This is a genomic window from Vibrio sp. Hep-1b-8, from assembly GCF_006124995.1.
Lineage (GTDB): Bacteria > Pseudomonadota > Gammaproteobacteria > Enterobacterales > Vibrionaceae > Vibrio.
In genome coordinates this window covers 1-19,443 of the sequence record NZ_QEWN01000035.1, presented here as the reverse complement: position 1 = coordinate 19,443, position 19,443 = coordinate 1, and the positions used below count along the sequence as shown (strand labels likewise).

21 protein-coding genes are annotated in these 19,443 nt (G+C 45.1%); 3 read left to right on the top strand and 18 right to left on the bottom strand.

Annotated elements, in window-relative coordinates; all coding sequences use genetic code 11:
* The 9 genes from DA100_RS07670 to fkpA form a co-directional block, all read right to left on the bottom strand.
* Nucleotides 1-707: elongation factor Tu (locus DA100_RS07670; RefSeq protein ID WP_138971039.1), on the bottom strand; the 707-nt coding region annotated here is incomplete at its 3' end.
* A 154-nt stretch (nt 708-861) separates the two neighbouring features.
* A complete protein-coding gene (gene fusA / locus DA100_RS07665; protein ID WP_138971638.1) occupies nt 862-2,961 on the bottom strand; it encodes an elongation factor G in 2,100 nt (699 codons plus the stop codon).
* Between the two features lie 156 nt (nt 2,962-3,117).
* Complete coding sequence (gene rpsG, locus DA100_RS07660; RefSeq protein ID WP_045957025.1) at nt 3,118-3,588, bottom strand: 30S ribosomal protein S7; 471 nt, start codon at nt 3,586-3,588, stop codon at nt 3,118-3,120.
* 100 nt (nt 3,589-3,688) lie between these two features.
* Nucleotides 3,689-4,063, bottom strand: coding sequence for a 30S ribosomal protein S12 (rpsL, locus tag DA100_RS07655; RefSeq protein WP_004399892.1), 375 nt, complete (start codon nt 4,061-4,063; stop codon nt 3,689-3,691).
* Between the two features lie 189 nt (nt 4,064-4,252).
* Nucleotides 4,253-4,528, bottom strand: a complete 276-nt coding sequence (gene tusB, locus DA100_RS07650; protein ID WP_138971637.1) for a sulfurtransferase complex subunit TusB — start codon at nt 4,526-4,528, stop codon at nt 4,253-4,255.
* 13 nt (nt 4,529-4,541) lie between these two features.
* Nucleotides 4,542-4,898, bottom strand: coding sequence for a sulfurtransferase complex subunit TusC (gene tusC, locus DA100_RS07645; RefSeq protein WP_138971636.1), 357 nt, complete (start codon nt 4,896-4,898; stop codon nt 4,542-4,544).
* Nucleotides 4,895-5,290: a sulfurtransferase complex subunit TusD gene (tusD, locus tag DA100_RS07640; RefSeq protein WP_138971635.1), complete on the bottom strand. Its 396-nt coding sequence runs from the start codon at nt 5,288-5,290 to the stop codon at nt 4,895-4,897. Before tusD ends, tusC begins: the two co-directional genes overlap by 4 nt.
* Nucleotides 5,287-6,009 carry a transcriptional regulator gene (locus DA100_RS07635; RefSeq protein WP_138971634.1) on the bottom strand — a complete coding sequence of 241 codons (723 nt, stop codon included), beginning with the start codon at nt 6,007-6,009 and terminating at the stop codon, nt 5,287-5,289. The genes tusD and DA100_RS07635 overlap by 4 nt, the downstream gene beginning before the upstream one ends.
* A gap of 188 nt (nt 6,010-6,197) precedes the next feature.
* Nucleotides 6,198-6,986, bottom strand: coding sequence for an FKBP-type peptidyl-prolyl cis-trans isomerase (fkpA, locus tag DA100_RS07630; RefSeq protein WP_138971633.1), 789 nt, complete (start codon nt 6,984-6,986; stop codon nt 6,198-6,200).
* A gap of 136 nt (nt 6,987-7,122) precedes the next feature.
* Between fkpA and DA100_RS07625 the strand changes: the two genes are divergently transcribed.
* Both DA100_RS07625 and DA100_RS07620 read left to right on the top strand, forming a co-directional pair.
* Entirely contained in the window at nt 7,123-8,103 is a 981-nt protein-coding gene (locus DA100_RS07625; protein WP_138971632.1) for a PQQ-binding-like beta-propeller repeat protein, read from the top strand.
* Between the two features lie 2 nt (nt 8,104-8,105).
* On the top strand, nt 8,106-8,333 hold the full coding sequence (locus tag DA100_RS07620) for a SlyX family protein (protein ID WP_138971631.1): 228 nt from the start codon (nt 8,106-8,108) through the stop codon (nt 8,331-8,333).
* Here the strand turns inward: DA100_RS07620 and DA100_RS07615 are convergent.
* The 9 genes from DA100_RS07615 to tsaE all read right to left on the bottom strand — a co-directional run bounded on the left by DA100_RS07615 (nt 8,327) and on the right by tsaE (nt 17,673).
* The gene (locus tag DA100_RS07615; RefSeq protein WP_138971639.1) at nt 8,327-8,515 is read right to left on the bottom strand and encodes a DUF2065 domain-containing protein; all 189 of its coding nucleotides are present in this window, start codon (nt 8,513-8,515) and stop codon (nt 8,327-8,329) included. The two genes, DA100_RS07620 and DA100_RS07615, sit on opposite strands and share 7 nt — an antisense overlap.
* Before the next feature lie 62 nt (nt 8,516-8,577).
* Complete coding sequence (gene hflC / locus DA100_RS07610; protein WP_138971630.1) at nt 8,578-9,555, bottom strand: protease modulator HflC; 978 nt, start codon at nt 9,553-9,555, stop codon at nt 8,578-8,580.
* 2 nt (nt 9,556-9,557) lie between these two features.
* Entirely contained in the window at nt 9,558-10,748 is a 1,191-nt protein-coding gene (gene hflK, locus DA100_RS07605) for an FtsH protease activity modulator HflK (protein WP_138971629.1), read from the bottom strand.
* Between the two features lie 45 nt (nt 10,749-10,793).
* Nucleotides 10,794-12,083 (bottom strand): ribosome rescue GTPase HflX, encoded by a 1,290-nt coding sequence (hflX, locus tag DA100_RS07600; RefSeq protein WP_138971628.1) that lies wholly within the window; start codon nt 12,081-12,083, stop codon nt 10,794-10,796.
* 40 nt (nt 12,084-12,123) lie between these two features.
* Nucleotides 12,124-12,390, bottom strand: a complete 267-nt coding sequence (hfq, locus tag DA100_RS07595) for an RNA chaperone Hfq (RefSeq protein ID WP_138971627.1) — start codon at nt 12,388-12,390, stop codon at nt 12,124-12,126.
* A gap of 190 nt (nt 12,391-12,580) precedes the next feature.
* Complete coding sequence (gene miaA / locus DA100_RS07590; protein ID WP_138971626.1) at nt 12,581-13,531, bottom strand: tRNA (adenosine(37)-N6)-dimethylallyltransferase MiaA; 951 nt, start codon at nt 13,529-13,531, stop codon at nt 12,581-12,583.
* A 2-nt stretch (nt 13,532-13,533) separates the two neighbouring features.
* Nucleotides 13,534-15,474, bottom strand: a complete 1,941-nt coding sequence (mutL, locus tag DA100_RS07585) for a DNA mismatch repair endonuclease MutL (RefSeq protein ID WP_138971625.1) — start codon at nt 15,472-15,474, stop codon at nt 13,534-13,536.
* Nucleotides 15,475-15,490: 16 nt separating this feature from the next.
* Nucleotides 15,491-17,215, bottom strand: a complete 1,725-nt coding sequence (locus tag DA100_RS07580) for a LysM peptidoglycan-binding domain-containing protein (protein WP_138971624.1) — start codon at nt 17,213-17,215, stop codon at nt 15,491-15,493.
* Nucleotides 17,209-17,673: a tRNA (adenosine(37)-N6)-threonylcarbamoyltransferase complex ATPase subunit type 1 TsaE gene (gene tsaE, locus DA100_RS07575; RefSeq protein WP_138971623.1), complete on the bottom strand. Its 465-nt coding sequence runs from the start codon at nt 17,671-17,673 to the stop codon at nt 17,209-17,211. The genes DA100_RS07580 and tsaE overlap by 7 nt, the downstream gene beginning before the upstream one ends.
* 199 nt (nt 17,674-17,872) lie before the next feature.
* Between tsaE and queG the strand changes: the two genes are divergently transcribed.
* Nucleotides 17,873-18,985: a tRNA epoxyqueuosine(34) reductase QueG gene (gene queG / locus DA100_RS07570; protein WP_138971622.1), complete on the top strand. Its 1,113-nt coding sequence runs from the start codon at nt 17,873-17,875 to the stop codon at nt 18,983-18,985.
* Nucleotides 18,986-19,443: the final 458 nt, after the last annotated feature.

Below are 19,443 nucleotides of genomic sequence, written 5' to 3'. Positions count from 1 at the left end.
ATACCGCGCTCGATACGGCCAGTTACTACTGTACCACGACCTTGGATTGAGAATACGTCTTCGATTGGCATTAGGAACGGCATGTCTACTGCACGCTCTGGCTCTGGGATGTAAGAGTCTAGTGCTTCAGCAAGCTCAACAATTTTCGCTTCCCACTGCTCTTCGCCGTTTAGTGCGCCTAGTGCAGAACCTTGGATAACTGGTAGGTCATCACCTGGGAAGTCGTACTCAGATAGAAGTTCACGAACTTCCATTTCTACTAGCTCTAGAAGCTCTTCATCATCAACCATGTCACATTTGTTCATGAATACGATGATGTATGGGATACCAACCTGACGGCCTAGTAGGATGTGCTCACGAGTTTGAGGCATTGGGCCGTCAGTCGCAGCAACAACTAGGATACCACCGTCCATCTGTGCAGCACCTGTGATCATGTTTTTAACATAGTCAGCGTGTCCTGGACAGTCTACGTGTGCGTAGTGACGTGATGGAGTGTCGTACTCAACGTGAGAAGTTGCGATTGTGATACCGCGCTCACGCTCTTCTGGAGCGTTATCGATAGATGCGAAGTCTTTCGCTTCACCACCGTACACTTTTGCAAGTGTAGTACAGATAGCAGCAGTTAGAGTTGTTTTACCGTGGTCAACGTGGCCGATAGTACCAACGTTAACGTGCGGTTTAGTACGTTCAAATTTTTCTTTAGACACGATCGTGTTCCTTCCTAGTTATGATTCGCCACGATCCGAATTGATCGAGACGCGCCAGAAATTGCTATTTTATGCGCCAACGTCAGTCAGCGCAATATTTGGACGCATTGATCTTCAAAAAAAGCAGCACTTTTTTCTAGATCAATACGTTTTATTAGTAACCTCGGTCTGCAATGATTTTATCTGCGAAGTTTTTCGGTACTTCAGCGTACTCGTTAAACTCCATAGAGTAAGACGCACGGCCTTGAGTTGCAGAGCGAAGATCAGTTGCGTAACCAAACATCTCAGATAGTGGTACTTGAGCGCGAACGATCTTAATGCCCGCTACGCCTTCATCCATACCTTCGATCATACCGCGGCGACGGTTAAGGTCACCAACAACATCACCCATCCAATCTTCTGGAGTGGTTACTTCAACATTCATCATAGGTTCAAGAAGAACGGGTTGCGCTTCTAGTGCACCTTTCTTGAATGCCATCGAGCCAGCGATCTTAAACGCCATCTCGTTAGAGTCAACATCGTGGTAAGAGCCATCAAACAGTGTAGCTTTAATATCTAGAACCGGGTAACCCGCTAGAACACCGCTGTTCATTTGCTCTTCGATACCTTTCGATACCGAGCTGATGTATTCCTTAGGAACCACACCACCCACAATTTCGTCAACAAAGACAAAACCTTCGCCAGGTTCAGATGGCTCCAGTTTGATCCATACGTGACCGTACTGACCACGACCACCAGATTGACGTACAAATTTACCTTCAACTTCCGCTTTACCACGGATTGTCTCACGGTAAGCAACCTGAGGTTTACCTACGTTACAGTCAACGCTGAATTCACGCTTCATACGGTCAACGATGATATCTAGGTGAAGTTCACCCATACCAGAGATCAGAGTCTGACCTGTTTCGTCATCCGTTTCTACGCGGAACGATGGATCTTCTGCCGCTAATTTACCTAGAGCAATACCCATCTTCTCTTGATCGGCAACAGAGCGAGGCTCTACTGCGATTTGAATAACTGGATCAGGGAATTCCATACGCTCCAGAATCACTTTGTGGTTCTGGTCACATAGAGTGTCACCTGTCGTTACGTCTTTAAGACCGATCGCAGCAGCAATGTCACCTGCGCGAACTTCTTTGATTTCGTCACGCTTGTTGGAGTGCATCTGTACAATACGACCGAAACGCTCTTTCTTCTGCTTCACAGAGTTGTAAACCGCATCACCTGAGTTCACGACACCTGAGTAAACACGCATGAATGTTAGCGTACCTACAAACGGGTCAGTTGCGATCTTAAATGCTAATGCTGCGAATGGTTCGTTGTCGTCTGCATGACGTTCAACTTCATTCTCATTATCATCAATACCTTTGATCGCAGGAACATCTACAGGTGAAGGCAAGTACTCAACCACTGCATCAAGTACCGCTTGAACACCTTTGTTCTTAAACGCACTACCACAAGTAGCCAGTACGATTTCGTTATTTAGTGTACGTGTACGTAGAGCTTGTTTGATCTCTGCTTCAGACAGTTCGCCTTCTTCAAGGTACTTATCCATTAGCTCTTCTGTTGCTTCAGCAGCTGACTCAACTAGGTTGTTGCGCCACTCTTCTGCCATTTCTAGCATGTCTGCTGGGATCTCTTCGTAAGTGAAGGTTGTACCTTGATCTTCTTCGTTCCAGTTGATCATCTTCATCTTGATCAGGTCGATAACACCCTTGAAGTCATCTTCCGCACCAACGTTAAGTTGGATAGGAACAGGGTTCGCACCAAGACGATTTTTGATTTGATCAACAACACGTAGGAAGTCAGCACCTGCACGGTCCATCTTGTTAACAAATACCATGCGTGGAACGTGGTACTTGTCTGCTTGACGCCATACAGTTTCAGATTGAGGTTCAACACCTGATGAACCACAGAACACAACAACTGCACCATCAAGTACGCGTAGTGAACGCTCTACTTCGATAGTGAAATCTACGTGCCCAGGAGTGTCGATGATGTTGATGCGGTGGTCTTGGAATTGCGCTTCCATACCACGCCAGAAAGTTGTAGTTGCAGCTGAGGTGATTGTAATACCACGCTCTTGCTCCTGCTCCATCCAGTCCATGGTAGCAGCGCCATCGTGAACTTCACCGATTTTATGAGAAAGACCAGTGTAGAACAGAATACGTTCACTTGTGGTTGTCTTACCTGCGTCTACGTGAGCGACGATACCAATGTTGCGGTAGCGCTCAATAGGTGTTTTACGAGCCACGATTGAATCCTCTTGAATTAGGGACTATTGCTATCTCTAGATGATTTTAGGACTGCTTAACGCAATTTTCCTTACCCCTAGATATAGCAATAGTTCCTAGGCTTGCGCATAGGAACTAGAGTAGCGCCGCAGGGATCCCTGCGGCACAGAAAGGTATTACCAACGGTAATGTGCGAACGCTTTGTTTGCGTCAGCCATGCGGTGAACGTCTTCACGTTTCTTAACCGCAGTACCTTTGTTCTCAGACGCGTCTAGCATTTCAGCAGCTAGGCGTTGAGCCATAGATTTTTCACCACGCTTACGCGCAGCTTCAACCAACCAACGCATAGCAAGTGCGTTACGGCGAACCGGACGTACTTCTACAGGTACTTGGTAAGTTGAACCACCTACACGGCGAGATTTAACTTCTACCGCTGGGCGAACATTTTCAAGAGCTTCTTCAAATACAGCTAAGTGATCTTTACCAGATTTCTCAGCCATAGTGTCTAGTGCAGTGTAAACGATTTTCTCTGCAGTAGATTTTTTACCGTCAACCATTAGGATGTTAACGAATTTTGCCAGCAGTTCAGATTTGAACTTTGGATCTGGAAGGATCTTACGCTGACCAATGACGCGACGACGTGGCATGGATTTTCTCCGTTGTCTTCTTCAGGTTTTATCCAAAACTTTTCAGTTTTTTCAAAAAATTAAAAATAATTTAGTGTTTGGCCTTACTTAACGGATTCCATTAAGACTTAGGACGCTTCACACCGTACTTAGAACGACCTTGTTTACGGTCATTTACGCCAGCACAGTCTAGTGCGCCGCGAACAGTGTGGTAACGCACACCTGGAAGGTCTTTAACACGACCACCACGGATTAGAACAACTGAGTGCTCTTGAAGGTTGTGGCCTTCACCGCCGATGTACGAAGTTACTTCGAAACCATTTGTCAGACGTACACGACAAACTTTACGAAGTGCTGAGTTAGGTTTTTTAGGTGTAGTAGTGTAAACACGAGTACATACACCACGTTTTTGTGGGCACGCTTCTAGTGCAGGCACGTTGCTTTTAACAACTTGCTTTGCACGAGGCTTACGTACCAACTGGTTAATAGTTGCCATTAACTAGCTCCTGATTTACTTGAAAGTAAGCTTTGTGAAAAATCTATCCCTAACCACTAGTGGTAGTTAGGGACGCAAAATTCTATTCAGCAGTGAGAGGTGTGTCAAGAAATATACGGATCTTTTTTGCTCAACTTCTACCTACGATGTGTAAAAGCACAGCGACACTTTTGACTGAGAATGATTTGGTTATTGCCAAGTTATCGAATTAGTGGACTCAACGGTCAAATTGACGAACCCGCTATAGCCAACCAAGAGTACCGATGGGCTGATACGGTTGGTGATTCCACGCGCATCAACGTCCGCTTTTAATACAGCGATATTCAACCCTTGAATGAGAGGGTAGGTTTTATGCTGTGGATTGGCACTGTATACGGCATCTTCGATTAGCAGTAGCTGGTCACCTTGGGTATGGACCTTTACTGCCTCTTCAATTGCCTGAATGGTTTTAACGATATGGAGCATGTAATACCACTACCTAAAATGTCAGGATCTTACCGGCTTGGTGAAGCTGGGCAGCGAGCTCACTTTGCGATAGCTTTTGAGCATCCAAGACGAGATCTGCTTGAAGCAATCCACGCTCGGCCAATGACGACTCACACACATAAACTTGCTCTATGTCGTAGAGGTCAAACAGCTTTAGCATAGGTGCGTAGTCCTTGCTAAGAATATCGCTCGTCTGCTGTCCTTGAAGTAGCTGATAAACCCCGTCACCACTGAAAATAACACAGATGTCTTCGCAATACGCTGACGCAGCAAGTAACGCATCAACGCCTTCTCGACCAGCGGAGCTACCGTGAGGCGCACTACGAAATAAATAAGTTAACTGACTCAAAACTGCACTACTCTATCTTGAACTAACATGGCTTCTGCCAAGCTACCTAACCCTGCCTGCTGGAAACCTTCCGCTAAGTTACTTTGAGATAAGCCATGCTGATTCGCTTCATCCTGACTCACTACTCCACGCCGCAACGCAGCCGCAACGCAGGTTTCGAGGCGCACGCTATGCTGATTCGCTAGACTCTGCCATGCTTTGACTAAGTCAAACTCATCATTGGCAGGCACGGTTAACGCACTGCCGTTATTTACGCCATCTTGATAGAAGAATACGCTAACCAGAGTGTGTCCCTGTTCGATAACAGCTTGAGCAAATTGATAAGCACTACGCGCTGATTGGCTACCGTAGACGGAACCATTAACCACCAGCGTATAAGTCAAGCGGTTCACCTTTCTTCATCCTCAGTCTTACGCTGACGAATGTATAGGTAAACCGTATGCTTAGATATATTAAGACGATCAGCAACTCGGTTGATTGCATCTTTAATGTCAAAAATACCTTTGTCGTATAGTTCCATCACTATCTGACGATTTTTGGTGTTGTTCGAAACCGACTTATCCGCATTGATTTCTTCAATAGTACGCTCAACAGTTTGGTCGACCAGCTCTTCAACATCACTAGCAAAGTTCACCGATGACGCAGCTTGTTTCGCTTCTTCCGTTGGCATGAATGATTGAAGAACCTGAGAGAAAGGCGCATCAAGGTTAACGTTGACACACAAAAGACCAATTACTCGATTCTCACCATTGCGAATAGCCACTGTGATTGACTTCATCAATACTCCACCCTTAGCTCGTGTGAAGTAAGAACGAGAGAAGTTGCGCTCAGAGCCTTCTATATCTCGAAGCATTTTCAGCGCTAAGTCTGTAATCGGTGAACCCACTTGACGACCAGTGTTTTCACCGTTGGCAATCTTGATCGCGGATGTATTTAAATCTTCAAGTGAGTGAAGAACAATTTCACAAAACGGGCCGATCAGGCTCGCAATTCCATCGACAACAGCTTCGTATGATCTGAGAATGATCTTATCGTGCTCACTAAATGGCATCACATTCACAGATTCCATTTCGAGCAACATATCCGTGTTTACTGTTTCTGTAGTTGTCACTTTTTTAAGCCTTAGAGCGATAAATCAACAAATTGATGTAAGTTTATCAGAAATTTTGATGAGAGCCTCTAGCTAAGCGGCTATCTAGTGATTTAGAACAAAAAAATTACCATCTCTGTTTATCAAAACGTTAAAAAAAAGAAAGGTCTGACATAAGTCAGACCTTTCGATTGGCATGCACTCAATGACTATTGAGCCGCCTCTTCGCCGTTATCTACTTTGAGTAGCTCAACTTCAAATACTAGCGTCGAGTTTGCAGGAATCGTCGGCGTGTCTTGCTCACCGTAAGCTAATTCTGGCGGAATAACGAACTTAAATTTAGAGCCGACAGACATCAACTGAACACCTTCAGTCCAACCAGGAATGACGCGGTTAAGTGGGAAAGTTGCAGGTTCGCCACGATCATAAGAACTGTCGAACTGAGTTCCATCGATAAGGGTACCCTTGTAATGAACCTGAACGGTATCTGTATCAGCCGGTTTCTCGCCTTCTGCAGGAGTCAACACTTGGTATAGCAGACCCGATTCAGTCTTCACTACACCGTCTTGCTTTTCAAACTCTGCACGGAATGCGTCACCATCTTGCTTAGCTACCGCTGCTTTTTCTGCCGCTTGCTTTTGCATTGTTTCAGCAACACGCTTATCTAGAGCTTCTAACGCTGCACGTGTTTCTTCTTCATTTAGCTCAGGGTTACCAGCAAATACGTGCTCAATACCTTTAAGCACAAGCTCCTTATTCAGCGTAATGCCGATTTCGCTTGGCTTGTCTAGGCTCGTGCTCAAGTAGTTAGCAAAAGAAACGCCGATAGCATAAGCAGCTTTGTCATCTTCTGTTTTGAAGTGAACAAGTTTGCCCGTCTCAGCTTGCACTTGCTCAACCGCTGGTGCTGCTTCTGTTTTTGGTTCTTCTTCTTTCTGACAGCCAGCAGCTAACGCAACCGTTGCGGCAAGCAGTGACACTTTAAAAATTGATTTCATTAATTTCTCCAATAATGGCTAACCATTTGTCTTTGCGCACAAATATGGAATTTCCACTGGTGTGCACGAACATGTTGTACCAATATAACCAATATATGTCGTATTTAAACCTACACTAGGTGAAGAATGGTACCAAATGCGTATTATTTTTAACTCACTACTCATCACCATTGTCATTTCAGCGTTAAATGGCTGCTTTTTCTCCAGCCAAGACGCTCAACGATGGACAATTGAGCCTAAAGGAACAACCAGTTTTGCGCTAAGTCGAGACGCACGCTTTGCATTGCTCTATTCCAAGGAGCATCAACTGGTGCTTTGGGATCTTAGCGAAAGTCAACAGCTTGCCTCATTAGGTCCACAAGACCCTCAATCAAGTACCGTTTCTCGAATCAGAATATCAGACAACGGCCGCTTTGCCGTTACCGCAACACAAATTAACTTTGCAGTTTGGGACTTAGCATGGACTCAAGCGCAAGGCTTATGGTCGATTTCTGATGGACTGATTCGCGATATCGACATCGCCAGCAATGGTGATCAAGTGCTGCTTGGTCTATCAAATGGCAAAGCCATCTACGTCAACTTAGTCACCGGTCGCCGCTTAGAGTTCCTCGCCCATAACGAAAAAGTCAATTCTGTTGCTCTATCACCAAACGGACGCTTCGCTTTATCTGGAGGAAACGACTACAAAGCTTACCTGTGGGATACCCAAACTGGACAAATACTCAAGACCTTTGAACACGAGCAACGAGTTAATCGTGTCGCTCTGCACAGGGATGGTGATTATGCCTTCACCTCAGACGGAGGTAATCAGGCGATTATCTGGGATCTTAAGACCGGTGAGCAGCTGTCATCACTAAGCAGTTTCTCGCGCCAGCTGATCTTCTCAACTGCGCGCTTTTCTGATGACGGTCAGTACCTTGTTACCGGCACGCCTTCAAGTCGAATCATGGTATGGAATACTAAGACTGGTAAACGAGTCGATGGATTTGAGGCGGAACCGTTAAAAGATACTCGCCCTCCTCGCGCAGTGGTGTATGATGCTGCCTTTGACAGCCAGAACCGTGTTATTTCGGGAACCTCGGCTGGTATTGCCCAAGCTTGGAATGTGGATTATTAGTGATGACAGAGCAGCAGGTTGAACAGCTAGAAAAGCGCGTAAACGACTTAGAGTGTCAGTTGGCGTTTCAAGAACAAACGATCGAAGAACTTAACGATGCGTTGAGTCAGCAACAATTGCTGATAACCAAGATGCAAGATCAAATGAAGTATGTGGTAGGAAAAGTGAAGAATATCGATTCTTCAAATCTTGCCGATCCTTCACAAGAGACGCCACCACCTCATTATTGAGAAAAGACGTAGGCGATCACGGCTCCAGCAACCACTAAACAGCCCCCAATTCTACGCAATTGATGATCGGGTTGTTCACTCAATTGAGCGACCATGTTTCGCCATCCTTTTGGTGCGAATAACGGGCCTAAGCCTTCGACAATCAAGACTAAACCAAAAGCTAACCAGAGTGCATTCGACATCATTGTCCTCATGAAAAAATAAAGGCTCCGTATATCGGAGCCTTTTTGTTACTTAATGAATCTTACTTTGACGGTGCGCCAGCAGCATTATTCATGTATTGGAAGAATTCACTCTTAGGATCCAATACCAGAATATCACTCTTCTCACTGAACGATTTCTCATAAGCCTTCAGTGAGCGTAAGAAGCTGTAGAACTCAGGATCTTTATTGTACGCACTAGAGTAAATTTTCGCTGCTTTCGCATCGGCTTCACCGCGTGTAACACGCGCTGTTTTATCGGCTTCAGCAAGAACGGTTGCGACTTCTAGCTCAGCCTGAGCGCGGATAACCTCCGCACGCTCACGACCTTGAGAACGGTGCTTACGCGCAACCGACTCACGTTCTGCACGCATACGTTTGTAGATTGAATCACTGATGTTGTCAGGTAGGTTGATTTTCTTCATACGGAAATCAACAATCTCAACACCAAGGTCAGTCAGAGCACTATCACGAGTACCTTCCAGTACATTGGCCATGATCTTGTCGCGCTCACCATCAATCTCTAACGCTTCTTTTGCAGCTTCAGTCGTCACTTCTTCGCTATCAGCACTGTCTGGTAACACGTCGTTATTACGTGGACCCGATACAATTTGCTTGATTTCGCGAGCACCAATCTCAGAACGAAGTACGTCTGTTACTTTACGCTCTAAAAGTGCTTCAGCAGTCAATACGTTACCGCCACCCGTTGTTAGATAAAAACGACCGAAATCTTCAATACGCCACTTCACGTAGGTATCGATGATAACGTCTTTTTTCTCTGACGTTACGAAGCGATCTGAACGACCATCCATTGTTTGGATACGAGCGTCTAACGTTTTAACACGGTCAAACAGTGGCATCTTAAAATGGATGCCAGGCTCGTAAATTTTCGATACGCCGTTGTCATCTAAAACACGACCAAATCGAATAACCAAACCACGTTCACCCTCTTGAATCACAAATACTGACATCAGCAGTAGAGCAATTGTTACAACTAATACAGGGATCATTAACTTACGCATTCTTAATATCTCCCTTGACGTGAACCAGTTGAACGAGATTGAGAGTCTGAAGTGCTATCGGATTGCTGAGATTCAAGCTCAATCTGGTCATAAGCTGAAGTTTCCTTCACCTTACGGTTGGTTTGAGTTTGAGCTTCACCTGCTAACTTATCGATCGGCAAGTACAGTAAGTTACCGCTTGATTCAGAATCAATCAGAACCTTAGAAGTACTGCTGTAAACTTCTTCCATTGTATCTAGATACAGACGGTTACGAGTAACTTCTGGTGCTGCTTGGTATTCAGGTAGCAGTTTTTCAAACTGAGCAACCTGACCTAGCGCTTCGTTAACGACACGCTCAGAGTAACCAAGTGCCTCTTTCTTCAAACGTTCTGCACGACCCGTCGCTTTCGGCAAGATGTCGTTGCGGTAAGCTTCTGCTTCACGTTCAAAACGCTCTTCATCTTCTCGAGCCGCAATTGCATCATCAAAAGCGTCTTTTACTTGCTCTGGCGGACGAGCTGACTGGAAGTTGACGTCAACTAGAACCACACCCATATCGTAGCTATCGATAATCGAATTCAACGTTTCCTGTGTGCTTTGACGAATCTGCTGACGACCACTTGTCAGGATACTATCCATCAATGCGTCACCAACAACCGCACGTAGAGCAGAATCTGTAGCTTGGCGTAAGCTATCATCTGCGTTTGTCACGCGGTATAGATACTTGTATGGGTCAGCTACACGGTACTGAACGTCCATTGCAACCGTCACAACGTTTTCATCTTTGGTCAGCATTAGACCAGATGAACGTAATGAACGAATTGCCTGTACGTTGACCGCTTCATACTCATCAATAAAGCGAGGGCGCCAGTTCAAGCCTGGATCGACCACACGGTCATACTTACCTAGACGTAGCACAACACCACGCTCAGCTTCACCAATGGTGTAAAAGCCAGCAAAGAACCAAATTGCTATCGCAATGATAGCAATGACACCAAAACCTAGTGCACCGCCGCCACCGCCGATAGACGAACCTTTACCACCTTTACCACCAAACTTTCCACCCAGTTTCTGACTCAGTTTATTAAATACTTCGTCTAAGTCTGGCGGTCCTTGATCACGGCCACCTTTGTTACCACGATTATTATTCCCCCAAGGGTCATTATCGCGGCCATTGTTGCCGTTATTATTACCAGGCTCATTCCACGCCATTAGAAAGCTCCATCATTAGATATGACGTTATACTGTAGCAGTCATTTAAGTAACTATAAAGTCACGTAAAACTGCCCCTTCTCTTTTTTCAAGTCTAGACCAATCCACCTGTTGCATGCGAACATCAATCAACAAGTCACCATCCTGATCATATTCTTCTCGTTGAATACATTTCATTTGGAAGAATGTACTACGAATTCGCCCTTGGTGTTGTGGCGGAATTCGCAATTGATATTGAACCATCTGGCTAGCAAGACGCTCTTTCAACGCCTCAAACAGCAGTTCAATACCGATGCCTTCCATTGCCGAAACCCAAACGGCGCGAGGTACACCCTCTTCATCACGTTCGATTCTTGGTTTCTGGTCTTCAAGATTATCAATTTTGTTCATCACCAGAAGAGATGGCACCTCATGGGCATCAATTTCTTCTAACACTATATGAACAGCTTGAATATTCTCACGAAAACGGTCATCGCTGGCATCAACAACATGTAACAAAATGTCAGCTTCTTGAGTTTCTTGCAGTGTTGCTTTAAAGGCAGCAACAAGATCATGCGGAAGATGACGAATAAAACCTACGGTATCCGCCAAAATCGCTGGACCAACATCATTTAACTCAATTTTACGTAACGTGGGGTCAAGTGTGGCAAATAACTGATCTGCCGCGTAAACACCCGCTGAGGTAATTCGGTTAAATAAAGTAGATTTACCTGCGTTGGTATACCCCACCAAAGAGACAGTCGGGATTTCCGCTCGATTTCTAGCTCGGCGACCTTGCTCACGTTGCTTCGCCACTTTTTCTAAACGGCGAAGTATGGTCTTAATACGAACACGCAATAAACGTCGGTCAGTTTCTAACTGAGTTTCACCTGGTCCACGTAAACCAATACCACCTTTTTGTCTTTCAAGGTGTGTCCAACCACGAATCAATCGAGTAGAGATATGGCGTAGCTGTGCAAGTTCAACTTGAAGCTTACCTTCGTGGGTGCGGGCACGTTGAGCAAAAATATCTAGGATCAAACCAGTGCGATCCAAAACTCGACATTTACACAACGCTTCTAGGTTACGTTCTTGGGCAGGAGAGAGGGCATGATTAAAAATCACAATATCAGCATCAGAAAGCTGCACCGCTTGTGCAATCTCCTGAGCCTTACCCTCTCCGACATAGTATTTAGGGTGTGGTGACTGACGACTGCCTGTTACAACTTGTAACGCAGATACGCCAGCTGAAGAGACCAGCATCTCAAACTCACTGAGATCTTCCCACTCCCCTTCTTGCGTGAAGTTGACATGAACAAGTACGGCTCGCTCACCGGCTTCATAACGGTCAAACAAGCAATCAACTCCTTAAAAACTAATTGGGTAATTCAGAGAATTAATCTTCTGATTTGTCTTGCTGACGATCACCTTGTGGGCGCGGCTCACCACTATGGTGGCTCACTGGACGAGCAGGAACTACCGTAGAAATTGCGTGCTTGTACACCATCTGGTTAACTGTGTTTTTCAGCAAGATAACAAATTGGTCAAATGATTCGATCTGGCCTTGTAGTTTAATTCCGTTTACAAGGTAGATTGATACAGGAATACGTTCACGACGTAATGCATTTAAGAATGGGTCTTGTAGAGATTGCCCCTTAGCCATTTTTATTTTCCTTATTTTGTAATTTTGTTTTAGTTATTTAGCTAGTGGTGCGCTGCATGAAAAATATGCGGCCTTTGCTCTGAGCTAAACGAATAAAATAACACCCTGTCGCTACCTGTTATGACGGCTTTAGACCGAAATTTCAAGTAACAGATCCTTTACAGGGTACATTCACGCAAAAGCGATCACATTATACACAGCTAAAACCTTCAGATGCTATGGCATTTGAAACAGTTTCTAGCGCTTGTTCAATGTTTTCACTATCTAACCAAGTTAAATTATCCCAGCTGCGTAACCAGGTAATTTGTCGCTTGGCCAACTGGCGGGTTGCACATACGCCCTTAAAGATGGCGTCATCTAACGTGCAATTCCCATCCAAATAGTCCCACATCTGTCTGTAACCAACGCAACGAATTGACGGAAGATCAGGATGAAGATCTTCGCGAGCATATAAAGCTCTCATCTCTTCTTCAAACCCTGCTTCAATCATTTTTTCATAGCGAAGCTCTATCCGACGATGGAGTTCAGCCCTTTCCTTGGGAGCTATTGCAAACTGTTTAACTCTAAACGGCAGGCTATCACCTTTGGTTTGAGTCAGCTCAGTTAGAGTTTTACCTGAAATTTGATAAACTTCCAATGCCCTTGATAACCTTTGTGGATCATTCGGGTGAATTCGCTCAGCTGAGACAGGATCAATCTCTCTCAGTTGAGAGTGAAGCTTATCCCAACCTTGAGCCAATGCTTCTTGCTCAATCTGCTGACGGATTTCAGGATTGGCAGCAGGCAGAGGCGATAAACCTTCCAACAACGCTTTGTAGTACAACATAGTGCCGCCCACTAACAGTGGGATCTTGCCTTGTTCTACAATATCGTTCATTTCGTTTAATGCATCTCGGCGAAAATCCGCCGCTGAATACGATTTACTTGGATCTAAAATATCAATCAAACGATGTGGTGCTTGCTGCTGTTCATTGGCATCCGGTTTTGCCGTGCCAATATCCATACCTTTATAGATCAAAGCTGAATCAACAGAAATGATCTCTACTGGAAATTTTTTTCGCAAACGTATTGCGAGATCAGTCTTGCCTGATGCGGTTGGCCCCATCAAAAACAGAGCCAACGGTAATTCACTGTTATTCATATCTAAAATGCTGCAATCGTTGCAGAAAAATCAACGGGTCTAACAAACGTCTTGTCACCCAATGGAAGCCGATCTTGCCATAGCTGTTCGAGATCAGCGATGATCTGAATGGCTTCCGACAAAGTGTAGTCGCTTTTCACTTGAGTAATGCGATCACTCAACCAAGTTGAGAGCTGACGATCACTCAGTGAATTCGATGTCGCCATATGCGAAGCCGCGTAAGATAGCAGATCTGGCACCAGTTGTTGTAGGTTTTGTTGCCTTAATGGTTGAGGCACTCCCATCACCATTAGCGCTTTGTTAGCACGAGATTTAAGCTCAATACCAAACTTTTTAAGTACCGAGTCCAAACGCTCTGCCACCTGCAAAAGCTCTGGATCCAACTTTAGCGACAGTGGAACGAGTAAAGGTTGGCTTTTCAACGCACCATGGAGCGTCGACAATTGACCATTAATACAAAGCCATTCCGCTTTTGCTAAGTTCACCAAGCAAGTTCCAGACTTATCTCCCATGACCAGATAACGACCTTGCGCAATAGAGATCGCTTTGCCCAGTGTTTCGACCGTATCACCACTCATTGGTTCAGTATGATTCTGAATTGACGTTTGATTCTCCGTATGTGCTGAGTCAAATTCTGGAGTCTTTAGCAGCTCTTGATACGCTTTAACTTCTTGCTTACTCGGGGCTGGCTCACTGTAACGCTCGGTGACTCTTGGCTTAGAGTCACTACGAGATTCTTGCCATTCATGACGAGGTTTTGATTCACGTAACGAATCTCGGTGGCTTTGATAGTCCGCCTTGCCAGGATACGAAGGAATAGCTTCAATCGCCTGATACTCTTGTTGCGATACCCCTGTAGCCTCCGACAATTCACTTAGCGATGCAGGAGCTTGTTCAGATTCAGAATGAAATGCGGACGCTGTATGCTGAGGCTTGTCGATGTACGCACTTTGTGCCAGCGCATCACTTAGAGCCTGATAGATAAAATCGTGCACTAAACGAGCTTGATGAAAACGCACTTCATGCTTTGCTGGGTGCACATTGACATCAACTTGATGCGGGTCGAGTTCAATAAACAGAACGTAAGTTGCAAATTGATCTGGTCGCAGGCTGGTTTCATAACTCTGACGAATCGCATGATTGATCAACTTGTCACGCATCATACGGCCATTGACATAACAATACTGCAGATCACTCTGCTGACGGGCACCTTCAGGAGTCGTGATCCAGCCATGTAACTTCAAACCCTGATGCTCGAGTTCTATCTTGAGCATATTGCGAACAAAAGCATTGCCACAAACTGCCGCTATGCGCTTCTCTGCCTGAGCTTCTGTCTTCGCAGCTCGGTACTGTTTGACCAGTTTACCGTTATGTCTGAGGTTGATCGTAACGTCGAATCGACTCAACGCTATGCGTTTAAGTAACTCATCAATATGCGTAAATTCGGTTTTTTCGGTACGAAGGAATTTACGTCTAGCCGGAGTATTGAAGAAAAGATCCAGCACTTCAACCGAGGTACCAATCGGATGAGCTGCTGGCTGAAGCTTCACTTGCATATCTCGCCCCTCACTGTATGCAGCCCAAGCTTGCTCCTGAGTGGCTGGACGAGAGGTCAGAGTTAGACGTGCGACAGAGCTGATACTAGCCAAAGCCTCACCGCGAAACCCTAGACTGATGATCGCTTCAAGATCGTCAAGGGTATGGATCTTGGAAGTTGCATGGCGACTTAATGCAAGGCCAAGTTCATCTTTGACAATGCCTTTACCGTTATCACGGACACGAATCAGCTTAGCACCACCTTTTTCGATATCAATATCGATGCGTGTTGCGCCTGAATCTAAGCTGTTCTCGACCAGCTCCTTAACAACCGAAGCTGGCCTTTCTACCACCTCGCCAGCTGCTATTTGGTTAGCTAAACGAGCTGGAAGAATTTTTATCGTCATATCGGCCACTTAATGTTTAGTTGCGAGGGATGATAAGTACCTGCCCAACAGCAAGTTGATCAGAGCGTAAGTTGTTCGCTTTACGAATACTCGAGACGCTAACACCATATTTGCTGGCGATCTTACCGAGGAACTCACCGCGTTTTACCTTGTGTTTACGCAGTGGCTGATCTTTCATACTCACTGTGATCTTGAGTTTTTGACCCAACTTAAGCGTGTCTGATTTGAGACTATTCTCTCGCTTAATCGCATCAACCGACACCTTGTATTTGGTGGCAATTTTACCTAGATACTCTCCACGCTGAACCACGTGAGTGAGTGTTTTAGTTTCTACAGGGTTCTTAATCTGCGGTACAGCTATCGCACCACTAGAACCTGGAATCGTCAACATCTGACCGATCGCCAGACTACTGCTCTTCAGCTTGTTAGCCTGCATAATCGCTTTAGTCGACGTTCCGTATTTGTTGGCGATAACTGACAGAGACTCGCCACGGGCGACTTTATGCTTAATACTCTTGCCGCGATTGGCAAATAGCGTTCCTTCTGGCGGGTTAGCTTCAAAATACTGGACTATCGCCTTCGCTAAAGCTTGAGCTAACTTATCCTGATGACTGCGTTGAAAGAGGAGTTTTTCTTCTGTTGGGTTAGAAATAAATCCTGTCTCAACCAGTACAGAAGGGATATCTGGTGATTTTAATACCGCAAGACTCGCATTAACTGGGTCTTTCTTATGTAGATAGATCCCCGAACGGGTCATTTCACTCAGAATCTTAGTGGCTACCTTAAAGCCCTCTTTCTGAGAATGGCTAAATTGCAAATCCAGTAGCGTCTGACTGACATTCTTATCATTATTATTCTTAGCCAGTACTTCACCAGCGCCACCAAGCAGTTGTGACTGTTCCTCATGATTCTCTACCCAACGAGCAATTTCCGAGTTTGCACGGCGTGTATTCAGAACAAAGACTGAGCCACCTCTAGGTTGAGGAGTATGAAATGCATCGGCGTGAATTGACACTAAGAGGTGCGCTTTATTTTTACGTGCAATCTCCGAACGCTTATTCAAATTGACGTAGTAATCCCCCCCACGAGTTAGCACCGCCTTCATGCCTGAAACAGCATTGATTTGCGCAGCCACCTTCTTCGAAACGGCTAGAGTCGCGTGTTTTTCATATTTTTTTGTTGGACCAATTGAGCCTGGGTCTTCACCACCGTGACCCGCATCAATAGCAACCACAATGTCGGCCGTGCCATGCAGCTGAGACGCATCTCGGCTGACCGTCGTTTTGCTGTTGGTTGGTGTCGTTGCAGGTGCTGACGCGCCAGAACTGTCATGTGGCATATCAATAACCAAGCGGTGTCCATACTGCCCACCCGGCGTTGGTGCCAGCTTAAACAACTGAGGAGTTACCTTACGCTTAAGTTCAAACACTAAGCGATAAGTCCCCTTAGATGGCGGTGAACTTTTACGGATTTTTTTCAGAACTGGACTATCAGAGATAGAAATCGGTAACTTAGTACTTAATGAGGTCTGTTTAAGATCGACCACTAAGCGTTCTGGGCTGGAAAGGGTAAAGTAACTGAAGTCAGCTTCAGATTTTAAATCTATAACAACTCTTGTCTCATCTGGAGATGGCCAAACGCGAATGCCCTCAAGAGCATTCGCAAAACTAAAACCGGAGAAAAGAGTAAGAGCAACAAAAAATGGAAAAAATACAGCTCTTAATAAACGGCTCTTCAACATAACTCCAACTGTTCTAATAAGTGACTTCCATAGGGATTATTTGCCGTGAGTTGAACGACTCGTGCCTCACCATCGTAACGAAGATCAATATCAAGATCGGCAGCAGGCAACAAACCTTGTCCTTTTTCTGGCCATTCCACAAGGCAGATAGCATCAGGGGTGAAATAATCACGGATCCCCATGAACTCAAGTTCTTCAGGATCAGCTAGGCGATAAAGATCAAAATGATAAACTTGCCACTGATCAAGCTGGTAAGGCTCAACCAAGGTATAGGTAGGGCTTTTTACATTCCCCTGATGACCCAACGCACGCACAAAACCACGACTTAAGGTTGTTTTGCCTGCCCCCAAATCACCATGCAGATAAATAGTGGTTTGCTGAGAACACAACTGTGCCAGTGCGGTACCTAATTGAATCGTGGCCTGTTCATCTGTAAGGGCAAATTGTTTGGTGGTCATCAAGATCAATCTCTACGCTGTGACTATATAAAATCTAAAATAACAGGAATAGTAAACTGGGTTGGATTTGAGAGACAAGAGCTCTTGTGTAAGTAAAACGAAAAATCAGCGATTTCTTGCCGTTTTTCTTTTTTTACCAGCTAGATCCTAAATATAAGATCCGTTAAGATCCTGCCCCCTTAATCAGGAACACACCAGCATGAACTACCAAGCGCTCGCAGACAAGATCAAAAGTTGGGGCCAAGAACTCGGTTTCCAAAAAGTAGGGATCTGCGACGTCGATCTGTCCGAGCATGAAGTGGCGCTACAAAAATGGTTAGATGCTGGTTATCACGGTGAAATGGACTGGATGGCACGTCACGGCATGATGAGAGCACGCCCAAGCGAACTCTTACCTGGCACAATTCGTGTTATCTCCGTCAGAATGGACTATCTCCCTCCTGAAGCGCAATTTGCATCAAACTTATCCGATCCAACACAAGCCTATGTCAGTCGTTATGCTCTTGGACGTGACTACCACAAACTTATCCGCAACCAGCTTAAAAAACTAGGTCAAAAAATAGAGCAAGAAGTGGATCAGTTCGGCTATCGCCCATTCGTTGACTCCGCCCCAATACTCGAAAGGCCCTTGGCGCAAAAAGCCGGATTAGGTTGGACTGGTAAGCATTCCCTCACCCTAGATAAAGATTGTGGCTCATGGTTCTTTCTTGGAGAGTTACTCATCGACTTGCCACTGCCCGTTGATCAACCTAGTACTGAACAATGTGGCAAGTGTCAGTCCTGCATTGCCTCATGCCCGACACAAGCCATTATCGACGACGGCGTTGTCGATGCTCGACGCTGCATTTCATATCTCACGATCGAATACGATGGTGTGATTCCGGAAGAATTTCGTCAGGCGATGGGAAATAGAGTTTACGGCTGTGATGACTGTCAATTGGTCTGTCCTTGGAACCGATTCGCTGAAGTCACTCATCAGGAAGACTTTCATCGTAGAGAGGCATTAAAAAAAGCAGACCTAACGGAGCTCTTTCTTTGGGATGAGGCAACCTTTCTCAAAAATATGGAAGGTTCCGCAATCCGCCGTATTGGTCACCTTCAATGGATGCGTAATCTCTCTATCGCAATGGGTAATGCGCCCTATTCGTTAGCAATTGTCGACGCTCTCCAGCAGCGTATCGGCTTGAGCGACGTTTTAGATACGCATATCCACTGGGCATTAGCTCAGCAACAATCGCAACTTCCATCAGCATCCAATAAATTGGCTAGACTGATTCGAATTGTAGAGAAAGGATTGCCTAGAGATGCATAATGCTTGCCGAGCATGACGGTTCAGAACTTGATTTAGCTCTAAAAAATGAAATGTGGAAAAAACCAAGAGAGAATGCTCATTTTCTTACAAGTGAAGAAGTTAATCACATTGTATGGAAATGACTGGGATCAAAAAATAGTGACTTAATGATCTATTTCTCACTTCAGTTAAATCACGGAAATTATCATTTATCACTTTAAAAACAATGAGTTACTAAAGAAGTTATCCATTTAATGAATCCTCTTTAAGCAAAAAGATCGTTTTAGTCAAGCTTTATACATAGTGAAAAATCAGGTTACCCACCAACTTATCCACATTGGCAAAACTGTGGATAACTCTGTTGACGAATGCGTAGAGACCTAGCCCACATGGTGTTTGCTATAGTGATTCCCTGAGCATAGGTATGCTGAGATTTTTCGTTGAGGCATAAAAACGCCCACCTAGTACTAGGAGGACTT

What these genes read in the sequence shown, in the direction of transcription:
- tsaE (WP_138971623.1), bottom strand. Translation starts at nt 17,673, where the DNA reads ATGACCACCAAACAATTTGCCCTTACAGATGAACAGGCCACGATTCAA.
- hfq (WP_138971627.1), bottom strand. Translation starts at nt 12,390, where the DNA reads ATGGCTAAGGGGCAATCTCTACAAGACCCATTCTTAAATGCATTACGT.
- DA100_RS07580 (WP_138971624.1), bottom strand. Translation starts at nt 17,215, where the DNA reads ATGTTGAAGAGCCGTTTATTAAGAGCTGTATTTTTTCCATTTTTTGTT.
- rpsG (WP_045957025.1), bottom strand. Translation starts at nt 3,588, where the DNA reads ATGCCACGTCGTCGCGTCATTGGTCAGCGTAAGATCCTTCCAGATCCA.
- rpsL (WP_004399892.1), bottom strand. Translation starts at nt 4,063, where the DNA reads ATGGCAACTATTAACCAGTTGGTACGTAAGCCTCGTGCAAAGCAAGTT.
- mutL (WP_138971625.1), bottom strand. Translation starts at nt 15,474, where the DNA reads ATGACGATAAAAATTCTTCCAGCTCGTTTAGCTAACCAAATAGCAGCT.
- DA100_RS07625 (WP_138971632.1), top strand. Translation starts at nt 7,123, where the DNA reads ATGCGTATTATTTTTAACTCACTACTCATCACCATTGTCATTTCAGCG.
- DA100_RS07615 (WP_138971639.1), bottom strand. Translation starts at nt 8,515, where the DNA reads ATGTCGAATGCACTCTGGTTAGCTTTTGGTTTAGTCTTGATTGTCGAA.
- miaA (WP_138971626.1), bottom strand. Translation starts at nt 13,531, where the DNA reads ATGAATAACAGTGAATTACCGTTGGCTCTGTTTTTGATGGGGCCAACC.
- queG (WP_138971622.1), top strand. Translation starts at nt 17,873, where the DNA reads ATGAACTACCAAGCGCTCGCAGACAAGATCAAAAGTTGGGGCCAAGAA.
- tusB (WP_138971637.1), bottom strand. Translation starts at nt 4,528, where the DNA reads ATGCTCCATATCGTTAAAACCATTCAGGCAATTGAAGAGGCAGTAAAG.
- hflC (WP_138971630.1), bottom strand. Translation starts at nt 9,555, where the DNA reads ATGCGTAAGTTAATGATCCCTGTATTAGTTGTAACAATTGCTCTACTG.
- hflK (WP_138971629.1), bottom strand. Translation starts at nt 10,748, where the DNA reads ATGGCGTGGAATGAGCCTGGTAATAATAACGGCAACAATGGCCGCGAT.
- fkpA (WP_138971633.1), bottom strand. Translation starts at nt 6,986, where the DNA reads ATGAAATCAATTTTTAAAGTGTCACTGCTTGCCGCAACGGTTGCGTTA.
- DA100_RS07620 (WP_138971631.1), top strand. Translation starts at nt 8,106, where the DNA reads ATGACAGAGCAGCAGGTTGAACAGCTAGAAAAGCGCGTAAACGACTTA.